Below are 23,172 nucleotides of genomic sequence, written 5' to 3'. Positions count from 1 at the left end.
CGCGAGTCGCCAGAAAAATCATGTTCTTTCGTTTACTCCGCCTGGTCCTGATCGTTGCGCTTGTTGTCTTGGCGCCGCCGTCGTTCGACGCGATGGCGCAGGCGCTCGGGCAGGGTGCCGCCGGGCTGGTCACAGACCAGCAGAAGGTCATCCAGAGCCTGACGGCCAAAACCGACGATCTCGAGAAGAAGATACAGCAGGACGGCCAAGACGATGCCACCCTGGTGGAAATCCGCCTGCAATTGGAGGATCTGTCGCGGGCGGCGCTCACCAGCGCGCTGGCGTTCCGCTCGCGTCTCGGCGATATCAACGATCGGATCGAGACGCTGGGACCTCCGCCGGCCGCGGGCCAGCCGGCCGAGCCGGACATCGTGACCGGTGAACGCCAGGCGCTGGCTTCCGAAAAAGCCGAGATTAACGCCGTCATTGCCAGCGCGCAGAACCTGTCGATCCGCATCAGCGGGCTGATCGAGAAGATCGGCAACATGCGCAGCGAGCTGTTCCGCAATCAGCTCACCAAGCGCTACGTGCTGTCCGATGCATTGAGCCCGGAGGTCATTTCCGACGCCAATGACGAATTTACCAGTTTCTACAAGGCGGTGTCGTCCTGGCTGAGCTTCGCCTTCAAGTTCAAGTTCCAGGCAATTCTTGCCGCGACGTCGATGGCGCTTGCGCTGGCCGCTGTGCTTTTTGTCGGCGGGCGGCGCCTGTTCGGCCGCGTCTTCGAAGCCGATCCTTCCGTCGAGGATCCATCCTATCTCAGCCGCCTGTCGGTGGCGTTCTGGTCGACATTGCTGCCGTCGCTGGCGGTTGGCGCCTTCCTTATCTCGACGGTCTTCTTCTTCAATTATTACAATGTCTTGCGCGGCGACATCGGCATCTTCCTGAATTCGCTGGTTGCCGTTATCGCGGTGGTGTTCTGCGTCAACCGGCTGACCAATGCGGCGCTGGAACCGCGATTACCGAACTGGCGTCTGATCCCGGTCGAAACCGGCCCGGCGCGCTGGCTGGTGCGGCTGACGACTGCCATGGCCGTCGCCATCGGCATCAATTATTTCCTGTCGGTCGTCAACGACAAGATGGGCTCGCCGCTATCGCTGACCATCGCCAGAAGCTTTGTCGCCACCATCAGCGTCGGCGTCATCCTGATCCTGATGGGCCTGCTGAAGCCGTTCAAGGCTGCCGACGGGAGCTGGCGCCCGTGGCCGGCATGGCTGCGCTACACCGCCGTCGCGCTAGGGCTATTCACCATAGCGTCGGCGCTGCTCGGCTTTATCGGCCTTGCTATTTTCGTCTCGGTGCAGGTCGTGGTTACCGGCACTATCCTGGTCACCGCCTATATCGGCTTCCTGTCGGCGCGGGCGATCGGCATGGAAGGTGGTTTCGCCAACACTTCGATCGGGCGCTGGCTAGCGGCCAATTCAAGCTACGAAGAGACCGCGCTCGACCAGCTCGGGCTTGTCGTCAGCGCCGCCATAAACATCATGATCGTGCTGGTGTTCCTGCCGCTGATCCTGTTGATGTGGGGCTTCCAGCCCGGCGACATCCAGGCTTGGGCCTACAAATTGGCGACGGGCCTCACCATAGGCTCGGTGACGATCTCGGTCACCGGCATCCTCACTGGCGTCGTCGTCTTCATCATCGGCTATTTCCTGACGCGCTGGTTCCAGGGCTGGCTCGACGGTTCGGTGATGGCGCGCGGCCGGGTCGACACCGGTGTGCGCAATTCGATCCGGCTGGCGGTCGGCTATGCCGGCGTCGCGGTCGCGGCACTGGTCGGCATCTCGGCGGCCGGTATCGACCTCTCCAATCTCGCGTTGGTCGCAGGCGCCCTGTCTCTCGGCATCGGCTTTGGCCTGCAGAATGTCGTCTCCAACTTCGTCTCGGGCCTGATCCTTTTGGCCGAGCGGCCGTTCAAGGTCGGCGACTGGATCGTCGCCGGTGACATCAGCGGCACGGTCAAGAAGATCAGCGTGCGCGCCACCGAGATCGAAACGTTCCAGCGGCAGTCGGTGATCCTGCCCAATTCAAACCTGATCAACAATGCGGTCGGGAACTGGACGCACCGCAACAAGCTCGGCCGCATCGATATCAAGGTCGGCGTCGCCTATGGCAGCGACATCAAGCACGTGCATGGCGTCCTGTTGGAGATCGCGCGCAGTCATCCGCTGGTGCTGAAAAACCCCGAACCCTTCGTGCTGTTTTCCAATTTCGGCCCGGCCGCGCTCGAATTCGAGATCCGCGTATTCCTGGCAGACGTTCTTAGTGGCAATATCGTCCAGAACGACATCCGCTTTGCCATCTTCGATGTGTTCGCCGACCAGCATATCGAAATTCCGTCGACACCGCGCGCCGTCGTCGAGACCAAAAAGCACGAAGCGTGGCCGATCGACGACGACAAGATCGAAGTCGAATTCGTCGAGCGGGAACAAGCAAAAGCACTGGCGGCGGTCGAGGCGAAACGTCTCGCCAAGTCGGGACGCAAGGTGCGGAAGCCCGATCCTGACTAGCTGTTTGGAGCTTGCCTTCAAGCCTTCGGAAACCAATTGCGGCATGAATGCGGCATTCAGTTGCCGTTCAGCTTGCATTGCATATAAGCTCACCTGCAAACGGCGAGAATGCCTTGCGAAATGCAACAGAGGCGGTGGCAACACCGATACTGCAAAATGTGGAAGTCTCTCGTCGCCGCCATCGCTTTTCTGGCCGTGGGCGGTTCGGCCCATGCCGCCAGCGCGGTCAACAAGGACGCCGAGACCCGCACGCTGATCGTGACGGAAGGCGGCGGCAAGACCGAGCTGGCGCTGGCCGCCGGCGAAACCGTGGAATTTTGCCCGAGCGGCTGTTTTGTTACCTTGCCGAATGGCGACCTCGAGGCGCTGACCGGTTCGGAGACGATTGAGATCTCGGGCGGCGTCGCGCGCATCAAGTAAAGTCGACGCCATGATTTTTGAAGGCCGGGCAAACGCCCGGCCTTTTATTTGCTTCCGGTAATCGGCGATGAAGGTATGCACTTTTCTTCGAAGCTGCGCAGGGCGGGCTCTAGCAGCGCCTTCGTACCGAGCAGGGCGAAGGCGTAGGTCTAACTGCATTCGACGGGCTGGTGGCGCGGGCTTTTTTGGCGATGTCGCAAACAGGCTGCAAGCGCGGCGCCGCGCCGCCCTATAGTCTGCTCGCAATAGCATCTTGGAGTCGCGGGCAATGGCAGGGTTTCCGGAAAAGGCGAAGGTCGTCATCGTCGGGCTGGGCGGCATCGTCGGCGCATCGGTCGCCCATCACCTGATCGAGCGCGGATGGGACGATATTGTCGGCATCGACAAATCGGGCATCCCGACGGATATCGGCTCGACGGCGCATGCCTCCGACTTCTGCTACACGACCAGCCATGATTTCCTGTCGTGCTGGACGACGCTCTATTCCATCGATTTCTACGAAAAGATGGGTCACTACGCGCGCATCGGCGGCCTCGAGGTCGCCCGCGTCGGCGACGACGCTCGCATGGCGGAGATCAAGCGCAAGATCGCCTCGGCGAAGGCCTTCGGCACACGCGCCCGCCTGATCGATCCCGCCGAGATCAAGGAAAAATTCCCGCTGATCGAAGAACAGATGGTACAGGGCGGCCTGTGGGATCCCGACGCCGGCCTCGTCATCCCGCGCTCGCAGACCGTCGCCGGCAAGCTTGTCGACCAGGCGGAAGCTTCCGGCAAACTCAGGGCGTTTGCCAATACGTCGGCCAGGTCGCTCGTCATCGAGAACGGCCGCATCAAGGGCGTGGTGACCGACCGCGGCACCATCGAAGCCGACTATGTCGTGGTCTGCACCGGCATCTGGGGACGGCTGATCGCGGAAATGGCGGGCGAGGACCTGCCGGTCATGCCGATTGACCATCCGCTTACCTTCTTCGGGCCGTACACTGAGTTCGCCGGCACCGGCAAGGAGATCGGCTGGCCGCTGCTGCGCGACCAGGGCAACTCGGCTTACATGCGCGATACTGGCGACCCTAAGACCGCCGAAGGCGGGCAGATCGAATGGGGTTATTACGAAGAGACCAATCCGCGCCTTTGCCATCCGCGCGATCTTCTCGAGAAAAACCGGGCACGGCTTTCGCCGTCGCAACGCGATCTCGACATGGAGCAGATCCTGGCGCCGCTCGAGCGCGCCATGGAACTGACGCCGATCCTGGGCGAGCTGGGCTACAATGAGAGCCATTCCTTCAACGGCCTGCTGCAGGTGACGGCGGACGGCGGCCCCTCGATGGGCGAAAGCCAGAAGGTGAGGGGCCTCTGGTATGCCGTGGCGATCTGGGTCAAGGACGGCCCCGGCATGGGCAAGCTCATCGCCGACTGGATGACGGACGGCCGCACGGCGATCGACCACCACGCCATCGACTATTCGCGTTTCTATCCGCACCAGACGAAAGAACAGTTCATCTGGGATCGCTGCACCGAAACCGCGATGAAGGTCTACAACCCGGCGGTCCATCCGCGCGAGCCCTTCTCCAAGGCTCGCAATGTCCGCCGCTCGCCCTTCTGGGAGCGCGAGAAGGAACTCGGCGGCTATTTCATGGAGCTCGGCGGCTGGGAGCGCGCCCATGGCTACGCCGCCAACGAGCATCTGCTCGAGAAATACGGCAACCGGGTGCCGGTGCGCCAAAACGAATGGGATAACCGCCACTTCTGGCGCGTCTCGAACGCCGAGCATCTCGCGATGAGCGAGGATTGCGGCATCGTCAACCTGTCGCATTTCGCCATGTACGACGTGGAAGGCCCGGACCATGTCGCGCTGATGGAATGGCTGTGCGCGGCAAAGATCGGCGGTGACGGCAATATCGGCAAGGGCATCTATACCCATTTCCTCGACGAGGAAGGCATGGTGCGCGCCGACCTGACCGTCATCCGCATGGCCGACCGCTGCCGCGTCATCGACGGCGCCGATGCCGGGCCGCGCGACTTCCAGTACATGCGCCGGACGGCAGAGGACAAAGGCTTCGACGTTACCGTCACCGATGTGACCGAGAGATATGTGACCGTCGGCATCTGGGGTCCGAATGCGCGGGCAACATTGGGCAAGGTCGTGGAAAACCCCGACGGACTGACGCTTGAGAATTTTCCCTTTGCCGCGATCAAGCCCGTCAGGATCGCCGGCAAGGACGTGACCGCCTTCCGCATCTCCTATGTCGGCGAGCAAGGCTGGGAACTGCATATGCGCTACGAGGACGGCCTGGCTGTCTGGGACGCGCTGCGGTCGACCGGCGTGATGGCCTTTGGCGTCGAGACCTATGCCAACAGCCGCCGCATGGAGAAGAGCCTGCGCCTGCAAAACGCGGACCTCTTGACCGAATACAATCTGCTGGAAGCCGACCTTGCCCGTCCGAAAGTCAAGGAGGCCGATTTCTGCGGCAAGGCAAAGCATCTGGAATATCGCGCCCGGGTGCATCAGCCGGCCATGCTTTGCACGCTTATCATGACGGACAATACAGATTCGAATGGTGTTCCCCGCTATCCGGTTGGCACGATGCCGGTGATGGACCCGCAAACCGGTGAGACGCTCGTCGACGAGCTCGGCCGCCGCTCCTTCACGACCTCGGTGGCCTATGGTCCGACCCTCGGCAAGAACATCGCGCTCGCCCACCTGCCCTGGGCGTATTGCCAGGAGGGCCGCAAGCTGAGCGTCGAATATTTCGGCGAGAAGTACCCGGTCGAAGTGGCCGCCGTCGGCTACAGGCCGCTCTACGACCCGGAGAACCTCAATCCGCGCAGCTAAGCGTTGCTTGCCTGCCGATTCTCCACACAGGCAAGCCGAGCAGTGCCAGCAGGACCTGAATGCAGAAGCCCGATTCATCGTCGGGCTTTTCGCTTTGTGGAGCGATGATTCTCGCTTACCGTCGCGCTGCGATTGGGGGGTGCCTTTGCGGCGGATCGGCTGGGACAGAAAAAACGATGCGCTTGTGTTTCAGCTGAACCGGAATATCCCGGTTCGCGTCAGCTGGACCTTCGCAATTCCCATTGTGCTGCCCTTCCTGAACGAGTGGGCGAGCCGACCCAAGGATGCACTGATCCATACCTCTATCTTTGCAGCGCTTCTGTTTGCGTCGATATTTCTGCACGAACTGGCACACGCCTGGATCGGACGCCGACAAGGCGTCGCCACCGACATGATAGAATTATATCTCTTCGGCGGGCTCACGCGTTTCAAACGCGCCGCAGCGCCATCGCCTGCCTGGGCGCGGATTGCGATAGCGGGTCCCCTGGCGAACGTCGCGCTCGCCGCGTTTTTCGATGCGGCCTATTATCTGGTTTTTGGAGAACTCATCCCACTTGCGCCCGAAGGGCCATTCGGGTGGCTGCCGTCAAGGTCGGCCGGTCCTCTGGAATGGACGCTTTGGATTGGCGCATTGTTGAACGTGTCACTTATCATTCTCAACATCCTGCCCGCCTTCGATCTGGATGGCGGCGTGATTGCAAGACATTTGTTCCTGAGACGCTTCGGCGTCCGCCGGGCCGCGCAGATCGTCGGCATCTGCGGCATCGTACTTTCAATTCTGCGTTTTGCGATCATCTTGCCTGCCGCGGGTATTCTGTTGTGGCTTCCGCCGTCATTCAAGCCGAACTGGAGGGCAGCGCGCGGGGTCGGTGCTAGAAAACCGAAGCCGGACCCATCCTCCGAGACGGATGTCGAGAAGGCCGTGGAGTGGTGGGGGCGGGGCGGGCACCGCATCCACGAATGAAATTCGTTTTCCGGCGGTTCGCAAAAATGTGACCGAATGAGACCGGCTCTCCACCGGGCTTTTCTCTTTGTCGATCGGCGATTTTCGCTTACCGTGCGGCATGTCTGGTTTTGCCCGTGCAAGACATCTCGTCTCGGGTGCCGCCGCGCTGGCGTCGGTGCTATGGCTGACTGCAAACTCCCGCGCCGCCGAGCCGGTCGACGTCGAACTGGTGCTGGCAGTCGACGTTTCGCTGTCCATGTCGCCGGACGAGCTCGAAATCCAGCGTCATGGCTATGCGGCGGCGCTGACGCATGACGATGTCCTGCAGGCAATCGGCGAAGGCGCTCATGGCAAGATTGCCGTCACCTATGTCGAATGGGCTGGCGCGACCTGGCAGCAGGTCGTCGTGCCGTGGACGGTGATCGCCAATCGTGCCGACGCCGAGCGGCTGGCAGCGCAGCTTTCCGCTCATCCGCCGGCCAGTGCCAGGCGCACCTCGATCTCCGGCGCGCTGGAATTCGCCAGCGATCTCTTTGCTGAAAGCGGCTTCCAGGGCGTCAAGCGGGTGATCGACATTTCGGGTGACGGCCCCAACAACCAGGGCGCACCTGTCGATATCACCCGCGACGCCGTGATCAAGCAAGGCATCACCGTCAACGGCCTGCCGCTGATGACCAGGGGCGGGTTCAGCAGCGCTTACGATGTCAACAATCTCGACCGCTACTACAGCGACTGCGTCATCGGCGGGCCGGGATCCTTCATGATCCCGGTCAATGACTGGACGCAGTTTCCGGAGGCCATCCGCCGCAAGCTGGTGCTGGAGCTTGCCGGTCCGGCCTCGCCGCAGCGAGCGGCGGAAGAGGCGGCGCATCCGCCATTGGTGCTGGCACAGGACATCCCCGTCACCGACTGCCTGGTCGGTGAAAAAATGTGGCGCGACCGCAGCTGGATGTACAACAGCCGCTGATGGCGGAGTTTGCTGTCGATGGTGACATACCGCAGTGCAGCATCTGCTTCATTGACAAGCCTGCGGGCGTCTGTGACACAATTCCCCATCCGAACACATAAAAGGGGAACCGACATGAACAGGATCGGAATTCTTGCCGCAAGCTTGACGCTTGCCGTCGGATTGTCCGCGCCGGCGATGGCCGCCACATCGGTCAGCATCGGCATCAGTGGATGGACCGGCTTTGCGCCGCTGACGCTCGCCAAGCAGGCCGGCATCTTCGAAAAGCACGGCCTCGACGTCACCTTGAAGAAGGTGCCGCAAGCCAGCCGGCCGCTCGCCATCGCCAGCGGCGACCTGCAATGCGCCGCCACCACGGTCGAGACCTGGCTGGTCTGGAACGCCAATGGCGTGACGACCAAGCAGATATTCCAGCTCGACAAATCCTACGGCGCCGACGGCATCGTCGCCCGCAACGACATCAAGACCGTCGCCGATCTCAAAGGTAAGTCGGTCGCGTCTTCGGCGCCGGGCACCTCGCCCTATTTCATGCTGGCCTGGGTGCTCAACAAGAACGGCATGTCGACCAAGGACGTGACGGTCGTCAACCTGGAGCCGGATGCGGCGGCGCAGGCGTTTCTCGCCGGCCAGAACGATGCGGCGGTCACCTATGAGCCGTTCATCTCGGCGGTGCGCGAAAAGTCCGACCAGGGCCATATCCTTGTGACCACTCTCGACTATCCGATGGTGCTCGATACGGTCGGCTGCACGCCGGAGTTCCTCAAGGCCAATCCGGATGCGGGCAAGGCGCTTGCCGACAGCTATTTCGAGGCACTCGACCTGATCAAGAGCGATCCGGCGAAATCCTATGAGACGATGGGTGCCGACGTGAAGCAGTCGGCCAAGGAATTCGAAGAATCGGCCAAATACCTGAAATGGGCCGACAAGGCTGAAAACAAGCAGTTCTTCACCAAGGAATTCCAGGACTTTTCCAAGACCGCCGGCGAGCTTCTGCTGCAGATGGGTTTGATCAAGGAAGCGCCTGACGTCTCGACATTGGCCGACACCAGCGCCGTCGCCGACTAACCGGCAGGATTGTCGCCCGGCGGCGGCGCGTGCGCCGCCGCTTTTTCATTCAGATCAGAGGACGGTCGAAGATGCCGCGCCCCTTGCATCCGGTCTCGCCGGGCATTCGAACCGTGCTCGGCATTTCGTTCTTCGTGCTGTTCGTGGCGTTCTGGGCGTGGATCACGCTTGGCGGCCACGTCAATCGCATTTTCCTTGCCGATCCGCTGTCGATGGTGAGAGACGGTTGGCGGCTGCTGGTCGAGGACCGCTTCTGGCTCGACATCCTTATCACCATCTGGCGCGTCTTCGGCGGGTTCCTGATGGCGGCCATCGTTGCCGTGCCGCTCGGCATCGTGATGGGTGCCTGGAAGCCCGTGGAGGCGTTCCTGGAGCCGTTCGTCTCCTTCGCCCGCTATCTGCCGGCATCGGCCTTCATCCCGCTGCTCATCCTGTGGGCGGGCGTTGGCGAGCTCGAAAAACTGCTGGTGATCTTCGTCGGCTCGGTGTTCCAGATCATCCTGATCATCGCGGTCAAGGTCGGCGGCACACGGCGCGACCTGGTCGAGGCGGCCTACACGCTTGGCTCGTCCGACAACGGCATCGTGCGGCGCGTGATCATGCCGGCCAATGCGCCGGAGATTGCCGAGACCCTGCGGCTGGTGCTCGGCTGGGCCTGGACCTATGTCATCGTCGCCGAGCTGATCGGCTCGTCGTCGGGCATCGGCTACATGATCATCAACAGCCAGTCGCGGCTGGCGACAGGGCAGATCATCTTCGGCATCATCGTCATCGGCCTGATCGGGCTGTTGTCCGATTTCGCATTCAAGGCGCTCAACCGTTGGCTGTTTCCATGGAGCCTGGCGTGAGCAAGCTGCTCATCGAAGGCGTCTCGCGCACCTTCGCCGGTGTCGGCGGTGGGCAGCCGGTCAAGGCGCTGATGCCGATCGATCTGGCGGTTGCCGCCAACGACTTCATCACCATCCTGGGGCCATCCGGCTGTGGAAAGTCGACGCTGCTCAGGATCGTCGCCGGCCTCGAAGCGCCGAGTGGGGGACGTGTTCTGCTCGACGGCAGGGTGGTGGACCGGCCCGGTCCAGACCGCGGCATGGTTTTCCAGTCCTATACGCTGTTTCCGTGGCTGACGGTTGCCGAGAACATCGCCTTCGGCCTGCGCGAACGTGGAATGGCCGAGCACGAGCGCAGCGAAATCGTCGCTTCTTACGTCGATCTCGTCGGGCTGAGAGGTTTTGAAAACCATTGGCCGAAGCAGCTTTCCGGCGGCATGCAGCAGCGCACCGCGATTGCCCGGGCACTGGCCAACGATCCGGAGATTCTGTTGCTCGACGAGCCGTTCGGCGCACTCGACAACCAGACCCGCGGGCTGATGCAGGAACTGCTTCTCGGCATCTGGGAGCGGCGGCAAAAAACGGTGCTGTTCGTCACCCACGACATCGAGGAGGCGATCTTCATGGCGTCGCGCGTGGTCGTGATGACGGCACGGCCGGGCCGCATCAAATCGGACGTTGCCGTCGACCTGCCGCATCCGCGCCACTACACGCTGAAGACCAGCCCGGAGTTTTCGGCACTGAAGGCGCGGCTGACGGAAGATATCCGCGTCGAGGCGATGCGCACGGCGCAGATATAGTCGGGTCAGCAAGGCGCCTGAACGGCTCAGAGACTTCGTAAGTCCTTGATAAGCACGTAAAGATGCAGCGGGTCCGTCGGCGATTGCGCGAATCCGTAGCGCTCGTAAAACGTGCGGGCGCCGTCGTTCTTGGCGTGGACGACGACCGCGCGGATACCTGCAATATCCGCCGCCTGCAAACTGCGCAGGACGGCATCGCGCAACAGTCCGCCGCCGACGCCTTTGCCTTGCCAGTCCAGACTGACCGCAAGACGCGCCAGCAGCATTACAGGCACCGGATGGCGTGCGAGACCTTTCGTCAATCGCTCGGGCGCACCCTCATATTTAACTTCACCAACGACCAGGGTATAAAAGCCGATCACATCTTCGCCAGAGAGACCAATGTAGGTCTGCGAAGCATTGGCTTGCTGGTTTTGGAATGCATAGCGTACGAGAAAGCGATTGAGCGGTTCTTCACCGCAGTCGAACATGTCCACCAAATGCGTGCGGGCCAGTTTCTCGATCTGGAATTCGCTCACGCTGGATCGCGACCGGAAAAGATGCTTGGTTCGTTCAATAGGTGCTTGAGGCGGGGGAGATCACGCGTTGGCGCGTCGAGCGCTGCCATGAACGCGACCCATTTTTCGGCGTCGAGATGGAAGCTGCGCCGGTCGGCTAATGTTTCTTCGGCTCGCGCAAGCGCGCTTTCAAGCACGAAATCGCTGAGCGAACGGCGTTCAGTCGCGGCGGCGGTTGCGAGTGTACGCTTTGCCTGGGGGGTAAGGCGCAAGTCCAGTTTTTCCGATCTGGTGGTTCTGGTCATTGGTACCTCTCGATTGAAGGATACCACGCCAGACAATGTCATGACAATGCGGCCGCGCCCGCGAAACGTGCTGGATCAAGCCGCTAGAAGCTGCTTGCGGTCGACGCGTTCCTGTTGCGGCGAGCGGGCGTACAACTCGCGATAGCATTTGGAGAAATGCGAGGCGGAAACAAAGCCGCAGGCGACCGCCACTTCGACCACCGGCAACGACGACTGGATCAGCAGGTGCCGGGCGCGGTCGAGGCGGATCTCCAGATAGTAACGGGCAGGGGAGCGCCCCATCTCGGTGCGGAACAGGCGCTCAATCTGCCGGCGCGACAGGTCGACATGGTCAGCGACCTCGATCAGCGAGAGCGGCTCGGAGAGATTGGCTTCCATCAGCTCGATAATGGTCAGAACCTTGGAATTCTGCACGCCAAGGCGGGCGCGCAGCGGCAGGCGCTGGCGGTCGGTCGGGCTGCGCACGCGATCAGTCAGCACCTGCTCGCAGACGCGGTTGACGAGGCTTTCGTCGAAATCGTCGCCGATCAGCTTCAGCATCATGTCGAGCGCGGCGGTGCCGCCGGCGCAGGTGTAGATGTTCTGGTCGATCTCGAAGAGGTCGGCGAAGACATTGGCCTTGGGGAACGCCTCGGAAAAGCCCGGCAGGTTCTCCCAATGGATGGCGCAGCGCTTGTTGGACAGCAGGCCTGCGGCGGCCAGGATATGCGCGCCGGTGCACAGGCCGCCGACGGCAACGCCGCGATTGTACTCCTCGCGCAACCAGGCAAAGGCCGATTTGTTCTGGTAGCGCTCGACATTGATGCCGCTGCAGACGATGGCCATGTTCGGCCGGTCCGGTCCGGACATTTTCTTGCGCTCTTCCTCCAGCGAGGTGTTGACGGCGCATTCGACGCCGTTCGAGGCGCGCACCGGCTTGCCGTCGATGCTGGCGAGCCGCCAGCGATAGGCTTCATAGCCGAGCATGCGGTTGGCCGAACGCAACGGATCGAGCGCCGTCGCGAAGGCGATCATGGTGAAATCGGGGACCAGGAAGAATACGAACGATCGCCGAATCGGGTGCTTTACGACGTTCACGGGTAGATCCTCACGCTGCAATGGCGCGAACAGGATGTCGCGATTAGCATAGCGACATCAGGAAAGACGTTTCCTGTCAATTGGCTAGATGGCAACGGAGCGACTTTATTTGCGACACGGGTCGCAAATGGGCAATCGCTATGCGGCGAAGGACGCGACATGCCGCCGGATCGAGCAAACGAGCCTACGCAGTCTGCGCACACGAAAACGCCGCGTCGGCAAAACCGAAGCGGCGCTGGATCGATTTCGAAGCAGCGCTAGGCTGCTTCCGCCGGGATTGCCGCGTCTCAGGCGACGAAGCCGAGGCGCGCGGCAGCCATGGCACCGGTCTGGCCAGGCATGGTGTTGGCCAGGCGCTGGCGCTCGAGCGCGGTCGTCAGGTTCATTTCGCGACGGGCAAAGAGGCGGGCAAAAAGCTTCATGATCATCTCCATTCGGTTGCTCAGACGGGTCGCCTTCGCTTGATGGAGTGGGGCAGCTCGTTTGTTGATGATGATATAGGCTTACGTGAGGGGAAACTAAATCGCAAAAGCGAAGCACTTGATATGAAAAGCGACACGGAATGCGACAAATTTGGGCATTCTGCCCAGGATTTTCGATTATTTACAATGTGTTGATTGCCAGTGCGGGCTGCTATGCGACTTGCTCATATGCGGCATGCGACGGCGACATGGCTCGGGAAAATCATTGGAGTACAAACAAAAAGGCCTGCCGGGCTGATCTGCGCGGCAGGCCTTCAGCTGTTGATACACACGGTTTACTTTGCTCCAGCCCAGGATCCCACACCATGGCGAGTGCCGGCCTTGGCATCGGCAGCTTCGGGCCAGCCGATATCCTTCTGCAGTTCAATCGGCAGCGCGCGAATGGCGCGTTCCGTCTGGTAGCGGGCACGGGCCTCGCTGAACTCGGTCGCGATCCGACCGATGGATGACAGGATAGACATCTCATTCTCCTTCGCGTTGGGCCGGGTTGTCCCGGCGCTTGCAGCGTCAGGCGGTACACCGGGTTTGTTTCAGCTTCATTTCGTGTCGATTGCAGGTCCGTGTCATGGTTGTTTCGGGACCACTTCGATGCGTCCTGCCTTCGATGGAGTTGACTATCCTCCCAAACTGATGTTCAATCAAACGAAATGGAATGATGGTTTGCATCAGAAAAATTGAAGGTCGCTTGCCATGAACGCCCCACTCAATCATCCGCTGCCGCTGCTCGATCTCGATGTTTTGCGCACTTTCGTCGCAATCGCCGAGACCGGCAGCTTCACCACTGCGGCCAATGCGGTCTTCCGCACGCCGTCGGCCGTCTCCATGCAGATCAAGAAGCTGGAGGACATTCTCGGCCGCTCGGTGTTCGCGCGCGACGCCCGTTCGGTGACGCTGACCACCGATGGCGAGATGCTGCTCGGCTATGCGCGCCGGCTGCTGTCGATCAATCGCGAGGTGGTGTCGAAGTTCATCATTCCAGACATTGTCGGGGTGGTGCGGCTCGGCTCGCCGGACGATTACGGCGAACGTGTGCTGCCGCATGTGCTGAAGCGGTTCGCACAGTCGCATCCATCGATCGCGGTCGACGTCACCATCGACCAGAGCGTCAATCTGCGCCGGCGCATGGACGACCGGGCGCTCGACATCACGCTGCTCACCAACTCCTACAAGACCAGCGCGATTGGCGCCGAAGTGCTGCTCACCGAGCCGATCGTCTGGGCCGGTGCCAAGGGCGGTTGCGCGCATCTGCGTGAGCCGCTGCCGGTCTCATTGTGGGAAGAGGGGTGTGCCTGGCGGGCAGGGGCATTGGAGGCGCTTGGCCGCGAGGGCCGCAACTACCGTATCGCCTATATGAGCGCACACACGGCCGGCCAGCGCGCCGCGATCATGGCGGATCTTGCAGTCGCGCCGCTGCCGAAATCGTTCCTCGGCAGCGACATGGTCGAGCTGTGCCCGAAGGACGGCATGCCTGACATCGGCACCTACAATCTGGCCATGGTGGTGACGCCGGACGCCAGCGCGCCGGTGAAGGCAGTCGCCGATCATATCCGCGCGACGTTTGAGATGTTCAGGGAAACTGGGAAGTTCTGACCCAAACTACGACCTGAGCGGCGCAACCAGATCGCGAGGGGTTCCGTCGCGGTCTGTCCTCTGCAGCGACAACTCTCCTGCCTTGGCATGGTAACTGTCAGTTTCGTTGGTCAAGAAGGCCACTATACTGTCCCGCGCGCGTCGCGCCTCCGGCATGTCGATCAACGGCCAGACATGGAACATGCCTTGCTCGTGGACGATCTCAATTTCGACGCCGGCCGCGCGCGCCTTTTCCGCGAAGATCAGATTGTCGGGGGTGAGCAGATCGCGTGAACCGGTCAGCAGCAGCGTTTTGGGCAGCACCGACAGGTCGCCGTAAACCGGGCTGATCCGCCAGTCGGTGGGATCTATGCCGGCGCTGTAAAGTCGGATCGCCTCGCGGCCGCCGGCAATGCCCAGCCACGGATCGTTGCGTTCGGCCTCATACATTTCTGGGTTGGCGAGCGACACGTCGAGACCGGGCGAAATCAGCACGTGGCGTGATGGCAAGGGCAGGCCATTTTGCGCAGCCATCATCGTCAGCACGACGGCCATGTTTCCGCCGGCGGAATCGCCCATGAAGATGATGTCGTTCGCGCTGGTTTCGCCGAACATCAGGCGGTAGACAGCGCCGACCATACCAAACATGGCGTGGAAATCGTGTTCGGGAGCAATGGGATAGATCGGCACAGTGATACCGAACCCGAGACGGTCGGCCATGTCGGCGATCAGCCGCCAATGATAGGGGGTGATTTCGAAGACGTAAGCGCCGCCGTGCAGGTAGAGAATCCGCTTCCGCTCGCCAGCCTTGGGCGCGATCTCGTAGACGGGAAAGCCGTTGATCGTGCGGGTTGTGATCTCCAGGCGTGACCGCAGCGACGCAGGCGGCTGATGGTTTTCCGTCTTGCGCGCATAGGCGATCCAGCGCTGCAGGTTCTCGGGGCTGGAAAACGCCTTCTTGCGGCTGTACCTGAGGACGAACGACACGACGTGGCTTTTGAGACTGGGCATGCAGATACACGGACTTCGGCTGAGCCGATTAAGAGAACCCCCGACTATTTCGAAGATTGTGTCGCCACCAAAAAAGTCAAGATTGATGCAATCTCAACACGGTCGTTTGATCCCAGCTGTCGACAAAGCGTCCGGCCATGAAGTCTCTGGCCTACCGGCGCAGCTCAACGCCGCGGCAGCAACGCGGCGCGCAGCCAATTGCTGGGTGCAGCCGGAGCCGCATTGCGGCTCCGGCGAATACCGAGCAGCTTGCATTTGTCGATGAATTTCATCCGCGCTGCATGCCCCATCCGACCGAAAGCTGCCTTTCGCTCGAACGCGGCGACACCGGCCAGCCAATGTCCTTTTGGATCTCAGGCGGCAAGCTGTTGAGGATGCGCAGCGACTTGCGCGCTTCGCGTGTTTTCTTGAAGGCCGCACCATAGCGGCCGAGGCTTTCGAACATCGACATCTTGATCTCCTTGGAGCGTTGCGGTGGCCGAAAACTGTTTCCGCCTGCCGTTCGATGTCGGTTAAATGCTCCGCCTATGTATCTGGCGGATTTCACGAAAACGCAATTTCGTTTCCAGATCGGCGCGACCTGGAAACATTTGCATACAAATGAAAAATGGAAGGTCTGACGGCCTATCGGAGGCGAGTCATCCCCGCCCGCGCCGCGCGGCGTGGCCTTCGCGCGAACGCCGCCGCGGGGCAGCGTCGCCGGCAATGCCGTCTTCGCTCACCGTCTTGCGCGGCGGCAGTTTCACCGCCGCCGACAGCTTGGGAAACGGGTCGATCTTGTTCGGGAGCGCCATGGCATAAACGAAATGTTCCTGGAATTTCGGCTCCAGCGCCGTCTCGATCTTCTCGATCTTGCTAACGGTTTCCTCGATCTCGCGGCGATAGCCACGGTTCAACAGCGCCATGCGGGCGCCGGCGCCGGCCGCATTGCCAACGGCCGAGACCTTGTCGAGGTCGCAATCCGGAATCAGGCCCAGCACCATTGCGTATTTCGGGTCGATGAACGAGCCGAATGCGCCGGCGAAGTGGATGCGGTCGACATGATCGGTGTGCTGCTTTTCCATCAAAAGCTTGGTGCCGGCATAAAGGGCGGCCTTGGCAAGCTGGATAGCGCGCACATCAGTCTGGGTGATGGTGATCTTGGGCTCGCCTTCCTTCAGCACATACGAGAAGGTGCGGCCATTGGCGACGACGCGAGGCGAGTGGCCGCTCAGCGATCCATCGACGACGCCGTCCTCGGAGATGATGCCGGCGAGATACATCTCGGCGACCACCTCGATGATGCCGGAGCCGCAAATACCGGTGACGCCGGTCGCCTGCACGCTGTCGAGGAAGCCCGGCTCGTCGGACCAGAGTTCCGAGCCGATGACGCGGTATTTCGGTTCCAGCGTTTCAGGATCGATGCGGACGCGCTCGATGGCACCCGGTGCGGCGCGCTGGCCACCGGAGATTTCCGCACCTTCGAAGGCCGGGCCAGTTGGCGATGAGGCCGCCACGACCCGGTGGCGATTGCCGAGCACGATCTCGGCATTGGTGCCGACATCGACGATCAGCATCATCTCGTCCTGGCGGTGCGGCCCTTCCGACAGCGTCACTGCGGCAGCGTCCGCGCCGACATGGCCGGCAATGCAAGGAAGCATATAGAGCCTGGCGCCCTGGTTGAGCTTCAAACCGATATCCGATGCCTTGATGTGCACGGCGCCGGAGACGGCTAGCGCGAAGGGGGCGCCGCCGAGCTCGGTCGGATCGATGCCGAGGAACAGATGGTGCATGATCGGATTGCCGACGAACACGGAATCCAGGATGTCGTTGCGTTGGACGTTGCCTTCGGTGCAGACTTTGTCCACAAGCCCCGAAATGGCCTCGCGCACGGCGACCGTCATACCTTCACGGCCGTCCGGGTTCATCATCACGTACGAGACACGGCTCATCAGATCCTCGCCGAAGCGGATCTGCGGATTGGATGTGCCCGACGAGGCGGCGACGCGGCCCGACAGCAACGACACCAGATGCATGGCGATCGTGGTCGAGCCGATATCGCAGGCAAGTCCGTACGCCTCGTTCTTGAGGCCGGGCCACAAAGCGATGACCCGTGCGGTCTCGCTGTCGGTGTCCTTGTGGATGGCGGCGGTCGCGGTCCAGTTGCCTTTGCGCAAAATACCTTGCACCTGCGGCAACAGATGGAAGTCGAAATCGAGGCTCTTGAGGCCCCAGTCCTTCATCAGCGCGATCTTCAGACGGTCGAGGTCGCCGAGCGGCTTGTGCATGTCGGGTTCTTCGATCTCGACATAGCACATGCGGATTGCCGCATCGCGGGCGATGACCCTGGTGTCGGCGTCCTTGCGGATGGTCTGCGCGTTGATGACGGTGTCCTGCGGCACGTCGACGACGAGATCGCCGAGAATCTGCGCCGAGCAGGACAGCCGGCGGCGCTCGGGCAGGCCGCGTACGCGCTCGTAGCGCTCTTCCTTGGCGCCCTTGGGCGAGAGGTGATCGTTGGAGGAAACGATCTTGTGCTTGGCGAAATTGCCTTCCTGCACCTCGATCTGGCAACGCCCGCAAGTGGCACGCCCGCCGCACACGCTCTCGACATAGACACCGAGCTGGCGCGCGGCATCCAGAACCGGCGTGCCGACCGGAAACCGCCCGCGCTTGCCCGACGGCATGAACAGCACGAGCGGATCGGTGATGTTGACGGGAGAGTTCATACGTTCCAGACTTTACTTTCTACGCAGCTCGGGTCTTGGCCACGGCAGCGATGCCGCTGTGTCTCGGTTCCTCCCCAGTCCTAGGCCCCATATCGTGTCGGCCAAGACCTGGCTCAACCCCGCGCCATACGCGCTTCGCGGCCGCCGCGCCTGCGTCCGCCATTGCCATTGCCATCGCCCGGCGCGTTGACCTGCGTCCGGGCGGCAACGGCCTGGCCGCCTTCAGCAGGCTTGTAGTCCTTGTAGGTCCTGATCCAGTTGGTGCAGTTCTCGTCGGTGCCGTTCAGCACGTTGGCGCCGCGCACCGCTTCCATTTCCTGCGGCCGCACCGGGTTCATGATCGCCGAGGTCATGCCGGCGCCGATCACCATCGGGATGAAGGCGGCGTTGATGCCATGACGGTGCGGCAGGCCGAACGAGATGTTGGAGAGGCCGCAGGTGGTGTTGACCTTGAGCTCCTCGCGCAGCCGGCGTAGCAGGGCAAATACCTGGCGGCCGGCATCGCCCAGCGCGCCGATCGGCATGACCAGCGGGTCGACGACCACATCATGCGCCGGAATGCCGAAGTCGGCACAGCGCTGAACGATCTTCTTGGCGACGGCGAAGCGCACATCGGGGTCCATCGAAATACCGGTCTCGTCGTTGGAAATGGCGACGACGGGAACGTTGTATTTCTTGATCAACGGCAGGATGGCTTCGAGCTTTTCCTCCTCGCCGGTGACGGAATTGACCAGCGGCCGGCCCTTGGCGACCTTCAGCGCCGCTTCGATTGCCGCAGTCACGGAGGAGTCGATCGACAACGGCAGGTCGACCAGGCCTTGCACGATCTCCAGCGTCTGCACCAGCAGCGCCGGCTCGGTGGCGTTGGGATCGACTGCAGTGACGCCGGCATTGACGTCGAGCATGGTCGCCCCACAGGCGGCCTGCTCCAGCGCATCCTTGATGACGGTCTCAAAATTGCCGGCGATCATTTCGGCGGCCAGTTTCTTACGGCCGGTCGGGTTGATGCGCTCGCCGATCACGCAGAAGGGCTGATCGAAGCCGATGATGATTTCTCGTGTCGCCGAGGCGACGATGGTCCGGGTCATGAAATCTCTCCATCGTGATATAAAGAGTTCTTTATATCGTTATCTGTTTCTGATCAAGCGAATGCTGACGATTCGCGCTGTCAATGCGCGGTCTTGACCATGTCGACCTGGGTTTCAGTGAGGTCGTCATGCAGTATGTGGTCGAGCCGGTCGGCAACGAGCTGGTCGTCGCGGCGGATTTCGCGTTTCCACGGCCGGCGACCCTTCAGCACGCCGGATTCGTCGACGATCTCGGCGACGTATTCTTCCTGGCGGTAGGCCATCACATGGACGCCGGATACACCGGGAATTTCCTTCACCTCATTGATGATGTCGATGCAGAGCTGCTTGCCTTCCTTCTTCTGATCCTGGGCGCCTTCCAGGCGCTTGACGATCTGATCGGGAATGTGAATGCCCGGTACGTTGGAGCGGATCCATTTGGCCGTCTTGGCCGAGGCCAGCGGCCCGACGCCGCACAGGATGAAACATTTCTCGGTATAGCCGAGATCGCGGACCTTCTGCATGTAGGTGCGGAACATCGGTACGTCGAAGCAGTACTGGCTCTGCACGAACTGTGCCCCGGCGGCGATCTTCTTGCCCAGCCGATAGGGCCGGAAATCGATCGGCGGCGCGAACGGGTTGATGGCCGCGCCAAGGAAAAGCTGCGGCGGCGTCGTGAGTTTTCGGCCGGACAGGAATTTGCCGTTATCGCGCATAACGCGGCAGGTTTCGAGCAGCGACATGCAGTCGAGATCGAACACCGGCTTGGCGCCGGGCTGGTCGCCGGCCTGCACGCCGTCGCCGGTCAGGCACAGCATGTTGGCGACGCCCATCGCAGCACCCCCAAGCACGTCGCCCTGGATGGCGATGCGGTTCCGGTCGCGGCAGGCGATCTGCATGATCGGGGCATAGCCCATGCGGGTCAGCAGCGCGCAGATGCCGACCGACGACATGTGGCAGTTGGCGCCGGAAGCGTCGACGGCATTGATGGCGTCGACCCAACCGTCGAAAATCCTGGCGCGGTTGTAGACGTCTTCCGGATCGGCGCTGTCAGGCGGATTGAGCTCGGTCGTCACTGCGAACTCGCCGCGCCTGAGGACGCGTTCCAGCCGGCCACGCGAGGTGTGGCCGGGCAGGGGATCGAGCGGCAAATGGATGCCGGCCGGATTCTCGTCTGGCTGACGGCCGATCATGCCGACGCTCCGGTCTTCGTAGTATTCCGGGCCGCATTGCGGGCGGCCGCGGCCTGCGCGGTGACCCGCAGCCACGCGGAGGTTTCGCGCAAGGACTGATCCACCGGCTTCTGCACTTCCAAAATCTTGTCGCCATGCACCATGTTCCGCGAACCTTCCCAGGCTTTGACCCAGACGCAAGGCATGTCAGGCTCGACCTCGCAATTGCCGTTGGCGCGGACACCGCCGCAAGGGCCGTTGCGCAATTGCTTGGGGCAGTTCATTGGGCACGACATGCCGGTCGAGGAAAGGATGCACTGGCCGCACATGCGGCAGTCGAACATGAAACCCTTGACGCGCTTTTCGACGAATTTCACAGGCCCTTCGACACGGCTGTAGCCGATGCCCTTCCACAGCGGATGGAGGAGCAGGAACATGTCGGCGAATTTGCCATAGAACCATTCGAGCAGCCGCGAATGCCGCACAGACCAAAGGCGCACCGCGAAAGAGCGCTGCACACGCCGCTGTGGCGACACGTCGGCCGGCTTGTAGTCGGATTTCGGCGCCGCCTTCTTGACGATGGTCGCCTGGGTCACGCCGGCTTGAGCCGTCGTCGCCGGCATTGATTGGGGATCAGACATTTTCTTTGCCCCCCGCCTTGACCAGAGCGACCAGCCGCTCACGGTCGTATTTCGCATCAAGTTCCTGAAGAGCCTTCTCGGCCTCGGCTTCAAGATCGTCACTGACCGGGAGGGGTTCTGCCTTGCGCCATTCGGCAAGATAGTCGTCGGTGCCGCCAGCGCCGGTGCGCATGGCGCACATGTCGATCGCCTCGGTGAAGCGCAGCGGCAGTTCGCGCTTGGCGTTCTGCCGGCCCTTCTTGACGATGACCTGGGCGGGGATGTCGCGCCAGTAGACGACGATCAGATCGGCCATAATTTCCTGCTCCTGCAGAGCGCCGTGCGTCCAATCGGACGCACAAACGATGCTCTACCATTTAACTCCGCTGCATCGTGCTCTCCGAAGATCGATTCCGATCTTTTGGCCAATGCAGTGGTTTCGAGCATTGCCGGAAGCGCTGTTGGGCTGCTTGTTATGGGACGACGCGGGGGCCTTCAAAAGCGACGCAATCGACGGCCGCGGTTGAAAGCGGAGTTTCTTCCAGCACTGGTCAGCCGGCGCGGCCATCGTAGCTGCCGACCAGCTTCCTGTGGAAGCGCACGTAACCTCGTTCGGTCGTGCGTAAATGCTCCGCGACGATGTCATGGAAGCGCGGCAGGCGGTGGAAGGGAACGGCCGGATAGGAATGGTGCTCGGAATGGTACGGCATGTTCCAAGCCACGAAGCGCACCAGCCTTGTGGTGAAGGTGGTGCGGGTGTTCTCGAGCATGTTGGCGACATGCGGGCACAACGCGTGCTCGGCCAGCAGGTAGGCACGCAAAAACGGCTGTCCGACCAGCACCGGCAAGATCCAGACCCACAACAGCAGCGCCGACTGCGCGGCGAGCGATGCGGCCAGCAATGCCGCATGGCCGATCAGGAACAGCCGTGCTTCGGCAACCACCTTGCCGCGGCCCTTTTCCGGCACAAAGCCGTCGCGGTTGCGGCCCGCCGCATTGGTTGCGATCACACGGCCCATGGCGATCCAATAGGGGCCGCCTGACAGATAGCGCAGATATTGGCTGATGGTCTCCGGCTTCGGGGCCATCAGTTCGGGGTCGTTGTCCGGGTCGTGCGTATGGCGGTGATGGGCGAAATGGAAATAGCGGAACCATTCCGGCGGCAGCAGGATCAGGAAGCCGGCCACGGCGGCAACAGCGCGATTGAGCCACGCCGTCCTGAACGCCGTTTCATGGATGGTCTCGTGCAACAGCGTGAAGAAGAAGACGATCAGGATTCCCTGCGGCAAGACGAGCAGCGGCCAGAACGGGATGCGGGCGGCGATCAGCGCGCCTAGCAGGATAACCAGCCCGGCATGGACCGCCAGCCGGACAATGCCTGGCCGGTCAACCCTGGCGGTGAGGTCGCGACGGTCCTCGACCGAAAGGCCGGCAATGATGGTGCGGTGGTCGATGTCGCTCATGATGCAATGTTAGTGGCGGGTGGCTGTCCGGTAAATCGGCGCGTCACCAGACGCCGTTCCTTATCCCCGTCCAGAGATAAAACCATACCGTCGGATGATACCATTGTTTCGAAGGCAGGCCGGGATCCACCGTGCCGACCTTGCCGGCCAGCGCATCCCTGACCGCTTCGACGCAGATGTCGCGCGAGAAGGCCGCCTGCCGCAACGCGTAGCTTGAAATTGTGTCGCCCGGCTGCGGTTTGCCACGCGTCTGCCGCAGCACGCCGCCAGTGTCGACGCCGGCGTCGACCAGATGTACGGTGGTGCCGAAGTTCTCCGCATCGCCTGAAGCCAGCGCCCAGTAGCCGCCGTTCATGCCGCGATATTTCGGGGCGATGCCGGCGTGGTAGTTGAGGACCGGGCAAGGGATTTTCGCCAGCGTCTGCCGCGACAGCAAGCGGCAGCCGGCGAGCAGCACCACACCCGGCTGGATTTCCGCGATCGCCTGCAGGCACTCCGGCGCGTTGGCCGACGAGACATAAATGATCTTTTGCCCAGGCTTCGGTTCGGTTTGCAGCTTCTGCCCGGCGGCAAGCCGTGCTGCGTGGCCGGCGAAGAAGCGCTTGCCGAGGCGCGTCAGCACCATCGTGCCGAGTTGACCGATGGCCGAGGTCCAGCCTTGCCGCCGCGCCCGCGCGAGAAGCAATTGCTTTTTGGATTCAGGAGCTTCGAGGATGACGCTGACCGGGCCGAGTTGATCGGCGACGGCGTTGACGATCGCCCAGATATGCGGGCCGCCTTCGGTGACGACGACGATCGGCCGTTGGTTTGTTTTCGACAGTGCCATGCTCTGCGAC

The 23,172-nt window shown here is 62.0% G+C and carries 23 protein-coding genes; 9 read left to right on the top strand and 14 right to left on the bottom strand.

What is annotated here, in order from left to right:
- Positions 1 to 20 precede the first annotated feature (20 nt).
- From NKI54_RS26875 to NKI54_RS26840, 8 genes are all read left to right on the top strand, one after another.
- The gene (locus NKI54_RS26875; protein WP_352635647.1) at positions 21 to 2,510 is read left to right on the top strand and encodes a mechanosensitive ion channel family protein; all 2,490 of its coding nucleotides are present in this window, start codon (positions 21 to 23) and stop codon (positions 2,508 to 2,510) included.
- A 156-nt stretch (positions 2,511 to 2,666) separates the two neighbouring features.
- Entirely contained in the window at positions 2,667 to 2,930 is a 264-nt protein-coding gene (locus tag NKI54_RS26870) for a hypothetical protein (RefSeq protein ID WP_023676533.1), read from the top strand.
- Positions 2,931 to 3,198: 268 nt separating this feature from the next.
- Positions 3,199 to 5,760 (top strand): GcvT family protein, encoded by a 2,562-nt coding sequence (locus tag NKI54_RS26865; protein WP_352635645.1) that lies wholly within the window; start codon positions 3,199 to 3,201, stop codon positions 5,758 to 5,760.
- A gap of 7 nt (positions 5,761 to 5,767) precedes the next feature.
- Positions 5,768 to 6,724 carry a site-2 protease family protein gene (locus NKI54_RS26860; protein ID WP_352635643.1) on the top strand — a complete coding sequence of 319 codons (957 nt, stop codon included), beginning with the start codon at positions 5,768 to 5,770 and terminating at the stop codon, positions 6,722 to 6,724.
- 100 nt (positions 6,725 to 6,824) lie between these two features.
- Positions 6,825 to 7,673 (top strand): DUF1194 domain-containing protein, encoded by an 849-nt coding sequence (locus NKI54_RS26855; RefSeq protein WP_023676529.1) that lies wholly within the window; start codon positions 6,825 to 6,827, stop codon positions 7,671 to 7,673.
- A 114-nt stretch (positions 7,674 to 7,787) separates the two neighbouring features.
- Positions 7,788 to 8,738: an ABC transporter substrate-binding protein gene (locus NKI54_RS26850; RefSeq protein WP_352452114.1), complete on the top strand. Its 951-nt coding sequence runs from the start codon at positions 7,788 to 7,790 to the stop codon at positions 8,736 to 8,738.
- Positions 8,739 to 8,809: 71 nt separating this feature from the next.
- Positions 8,810 to 9,586: an ABC transporter permease gene (locus NKI54_RS26845; protein WP_023676527.1), complete on the top strand. Its 777-nt coding sequence runs from the start codon at positions 8,810 to 8,812 to the stop codon at positions 9,584 to 9,586.
- Positions 9,583 to 10,365, top strand: coding sequence for an ABC transporter ATP-binding protein (locus NKI54_RS26840; RefSeq protein ID WP_352452112.1), 783 nt, complete (start codon positions 9,583 to 9,585; stop codon positions 10,363 to 10,365). The genes NKI54_RS26845 and NKI54_RS26840 overlap by 4 nt, the downstream gene beginning before the upstream one ends.
- A gap of 26 nt (positions 10,366 to 10,391) precedes the next feature.
- Here NKI54_RS26840 and NKI54_RS26835 read toward each other — a convergent pair whose 3' ends face one another.
- The 5 genes from NKI54_RS26835 to NKI54_RS26815 all read right to left on the bottom strand — a co-directional run bounded on the left by NKI54_RS26835 (position 10,392) and on the right by NKI54_RS26815 (position 13,187).
- Positions 10,392 to 10,883 (bottom strand): GNAT family N-acetyltransferase, encoded by a 492-nt coding sequence (locus tag NKI54_RS26835; RefSeq protein ID WP_352635640.1) that lies wholly within the window; start codon positions 10,881 to 10,883, stop codon positions 10,392 to 10,394.
- Positions 10,880 to 11,167, bottom strand: a complete 288-nt coding sequence (locus NKI54_RS26830) for a type II toxin-antitoxin system TacA family antitoxin (RefSeq protein WP_023676524.1) — start codon at positions 11,165 to 11,167, stop codon at positions 10,880 to 10,882. The genes NKI54_RS26835 and NKI54_RS26830 overlap by 4 nt, the downstream gene beginning before the upstream one ends.
- 75 nt (positions 11,168 to 11,242) lie before the next feature.
- Positions 11,243 to 12,181: a GlxA family transcriptional regulator gene (locus NKI54_RS26825; RefSeq protein ID WP_348625928.1), complete on the bottom strand. Its 939-nt coding sequence runs from the start codon at positions 12,179 to 12,181 to the stop codon at positions 11,243 to 11,245.
- A gap of 350 nt (positions 12,182 to 12,531) precedes the next feature.
- Entirely contained in the window at positions 12,532 to 12,666 is a 135-nt protein-coding gene (locus tag NKI54_RS26820) for a hypothetical protein (protein ID WP_013894968.1), read from the bottom strand.
- A 335-nt stretch (positions 12,667 to 13,001) separates the two neighbouring features.
- Positions 13,002 to 13,187: a hypothetical protein gene (locus NKI54_RS26815; protein WP_352452109.1), complete on the bottom strand. Its 186-nt coding sequence runs from the start codon at positions 13,185 to 13,187 to the stop codon at positions 13,002 to 13,004.
- Between the two features lie 229 nt (positions 13,188 to 13,416).
- Between NKI54_RS26815 and NKI54_RS26810 the strand changes: the two genes are divergently transcribed.
- Entirely contained in the window at positions 13,417 to 14,316 is a 900-nt protein-coding gene (locus NKI54_RS26810) for a LysR substrate-binding domain-containing protein (protein ID WP_023676521.1), read from the top strand.
- A gap of 6 nt (positions 14,317 to 14,322) precedes the next feature.
- Here the strand turns inward: NKI54_RS26810 and NKI54_RS26805 are convergent, their stop codons facing one another.
- From NKI54_RS26805 to NKI54_RS26765, 9 genes are all read right to left on the bottom strand, one after another.
- On the bottom strand, positions 14,323 to 15,306 hold the full coding sequence (locus NKI54_RS26805; RefSeq protein WP_352635637.1) for an alpha/beta hydrolase: 984 nt from the start codon (positions 15,304 to 15,306) through the stop codon (positions 14,323 to 14,325).
- A gap of 268 nt (positions 15,307 to 15,574) precedes the next feature.
- Positions 15,575 to 15,757 (bottom strand): hypothetical protein, encoded by a 183-nt coding sequence (locus NKI54_RS26800; RefSeq protein WP_023676518.1) that lies wholly within the window; start codon positions 15,755 to 15,757, stop codon positions 15,575 to 15,577.
- A 187-nt stretch (positions 15,758 to 15,944) separates the two neighbouring features.
- Positions 15,945 to 18,014, bottom strand: coding sequence for an ASKHA domain-containing protein (locus NKI54_RS26795; RefSeq protein WP_352452107.1), 2,070 nt, complete (start codon positions 18,012 to 18,014; stop codon positions 15,945 to 15,947).
- 113 nt (positions 18,015 to 18,127) lie between these two features.
- The gene (locus NKI54_RS26790; RefSeq protein ID WP_023676516.1) at positions 18,128 to 19,102 is read right to left on the bottom strand and encodes a methyltetrahydrofolate cobalamin methyltransferase; all 975 of its coding nucleotides are present in this window, start codon (positions 19,100 to 19,102) and stop codon (positions 18,128 to 18,130) included.
- An 80-nt stretch (positions 19,103 to 19,182) separates the two neighbouring features.
- Positions 19,183 to 20,274, bottom strand: coding sequence for a methylenetetrahydrofolate reductase (locus NKI54_RS26785; RefSeq protein WP_023676515.1), 1,092 nt, complete (start codon positions 20,272 to 20,274; stop codon positions 19,183 to 19,185).
- Positions 20,271 to 20,894: a methylenetetrahydrofolate reductase C-terminal domain-containing protein gene (locus tag NKI54_RS26780; protein WP_352454616.1), complete on the bottom strand. Its 624-nt coding sequence runs from the start codon at positions 20,892 to 20,894 to the stop codon at positions 20,271 to 20,273. Before NKI54_RS26780 ends, NKI54_RS26785 begins: the two co-directional genes overlap by 4 nt.
- Positions 20,887 to 21,189, bottom strand: coding sequence for a virulence factor (locus NKI54_RS26775; RefSeq protein WP_352452105.1), 303 nt, complete (start codon positions 21,187 to 21,189; stop codon positions 20,887 to 20,889). Before NKI54_RS26775 ends, NKI54_RS26780 begins: the two co-directional genes overlap by 8 nt.
- Before the next feature lie 235 nt (positions 21,190 to 21,424).
- Positions 21,425 to 22,336, bottom strand: a complete 912-nt coding sequence (locus tag NKI54_RS26770; protein ID WP_352587653.1) for a fatty acid desaturase — start codon at positions 22,334 to 22,336, stop codon at positions 21,425 to 21,427.
- 43 nt (positions 22,337 to 22,379) lie between these two features.
- Positions 22,380 to 23,162, bottom strand: coding sequence for a formyl transferase (locus tag NKI54_RS26765; protein WP_352587656.1), 783 nt, complete (start codon positions 23,160 to 23,162; stop codon positions 22,380 to 22,382).
- Positions 23,163 to 23,172: the final 10 nt, after the last annotated feature.

It is taken from the genome of Mesorhizobium sp. M0663 (assembly GCF_040320585.1).
Taxonomy (GTDB): domain Bacteria; phylum Pseudomonadota; class Alphaproteobacteria; order Rhizobiales; family Rhizobiaceae; genus Mesorhizobium.
This window is presented reverse-complemented; position numbering and strand designations above follow the sequence as displayed.

Coding starts and splice junctions, on each gene's coding strand:
- NKI54_RS26875 (WP_352635647.1), top strand. CDS start 21: ATGTTCTTTCGTTTACTCCGCCTGGTCCTGATCGTTGCGCTTGTTGTC.
- NKI54_RS26870 (WP_023676533.1), top strand. CDS start 2,667: ATGTGGAAGTCTCTCGTCGCCGCCATCGCTTTTCTGGCCGTGGGCGGT.
- NKI54_RS26865 (WP_352635645.1), top strand. CDS start 3,199: ATGGCAGGGTTTCCGGAAAAGGCGAAGGTCGTCATCGTCGGGCTGGGC.
- NKI54_RS26855 (WP_023676529.1), top strand. CDS start 6,825: ATGTCTGGTTTTGCCCGTGCAAGACATCTCGTCTCGGGTGCCGCCGCG.
- NKI54_RS26850 (WP_352452114.1), top strand. CDS start 7,788: ATGAACAGGATCGGAATTCTTGCCGCAAGCTTGACGCTTGCCGTCGGA.
- NKI54_RS26845 (WP_023676527.1), top strand. CDS start 8,810: ATGCCGCGCCCCTTGCATCCGGTCTCGCCGGGCATTCGAACCGTGCTC.
- NKI54_RS26830 (WP_023676524.1), bottom strand. CDS start 11,167: ATGACCAGAACCACCAGATCGGAAAAACTGGACTTGCGCCTTACCCCC.
- NKI54_RS26825 (WP_348625928.1), bottom strand. CDS start 12,181: ATGATCGCCTTCGCGACGGCGCTCGATCCGTTGCGTTCGGCCAACCGC.
- NKI54_RS26820 (WP_013894968.1), bottom strand. CDS start 12,666: ATGAAGCTTTTTGCCCGCCTCTTTGCCCGTCGCGAAATGAACCTGACG.
- NKI54_RS26815 (WP_352452109.1), bottom strand. CDS start 13,187: ATGTCTATCCTGTCATCCATCGGTCGGATCGCGACCGAGTTCAGCGAG.
- NKI54_RS26810 (WP_023676521.1), top strand. CDS start 13,417: ATGAACGCCCCACTCAATCATCCGCTGCCGCTGCTCGATCTCGATGTT.
- NKI54_RS26805 (WP_352635637.1), bottom strand. CDS start 15,306: ATGCCCAGTCTCAAAAGCCACGTCGTGTCGTTCGTCCTCAGGTACAGC.
- NKI54_RS26800 (WP_023676518.1), bottom strand. CDS start 15,757: ATGTCGATGTTCGAAAGCCTCGGCCGCTATGGTGCGGCCTTCAAGAAA.
- NKI54_RS26795 (WP_352452107.1), bottom strand. CDS start 18,014: ATGAACTCTCCCGTCAACATCACCGATCCGCTCGTGCTGTTCATGCCG.
- NKI54_RS26790 (WP_023676516.1), bottom strand. CDS start 19,102: ATGACCCGGACCATCGTCGCCTCGGCGACACGAGAAATCATCATCGGC.
- NKI54_RS26785 (WP_023676515.1), bottom strand. CDS start 20,274: ATGATCGGCCGTCAGCCAGACGAGAATCCGGCCGGCATCCATTTGCCG.
- NKI54_RS26780 (WP_352454616.1), bottom strand. CDS start 20,894: ATGTCTGATCCCCAATCAATGCCGGCGACGACGGCTCAAGCCGGCGTG.
- NKI54_RS26775 (WP_352452105.1), bottom strand. CDS start 21,189: ATGGCCGATCTGATCGTCGTCTACTGGCGCGACATCCCCGCCCAGGTC.
- NKI54_RS26770 (WP_352587653.1), bottom strand. CDS start 22,336: ATGAGCGACATCGACCACCGCACCATCATTGCCGGCCTTTCGGTCGAG.
- NKI54_RS26765 (WP_352587656.1), bottom strand. CDS start 23,162: ATGGCACTGTCGAAAACAAACCAACGGCCGATCGTCGTCGTCACCGAA.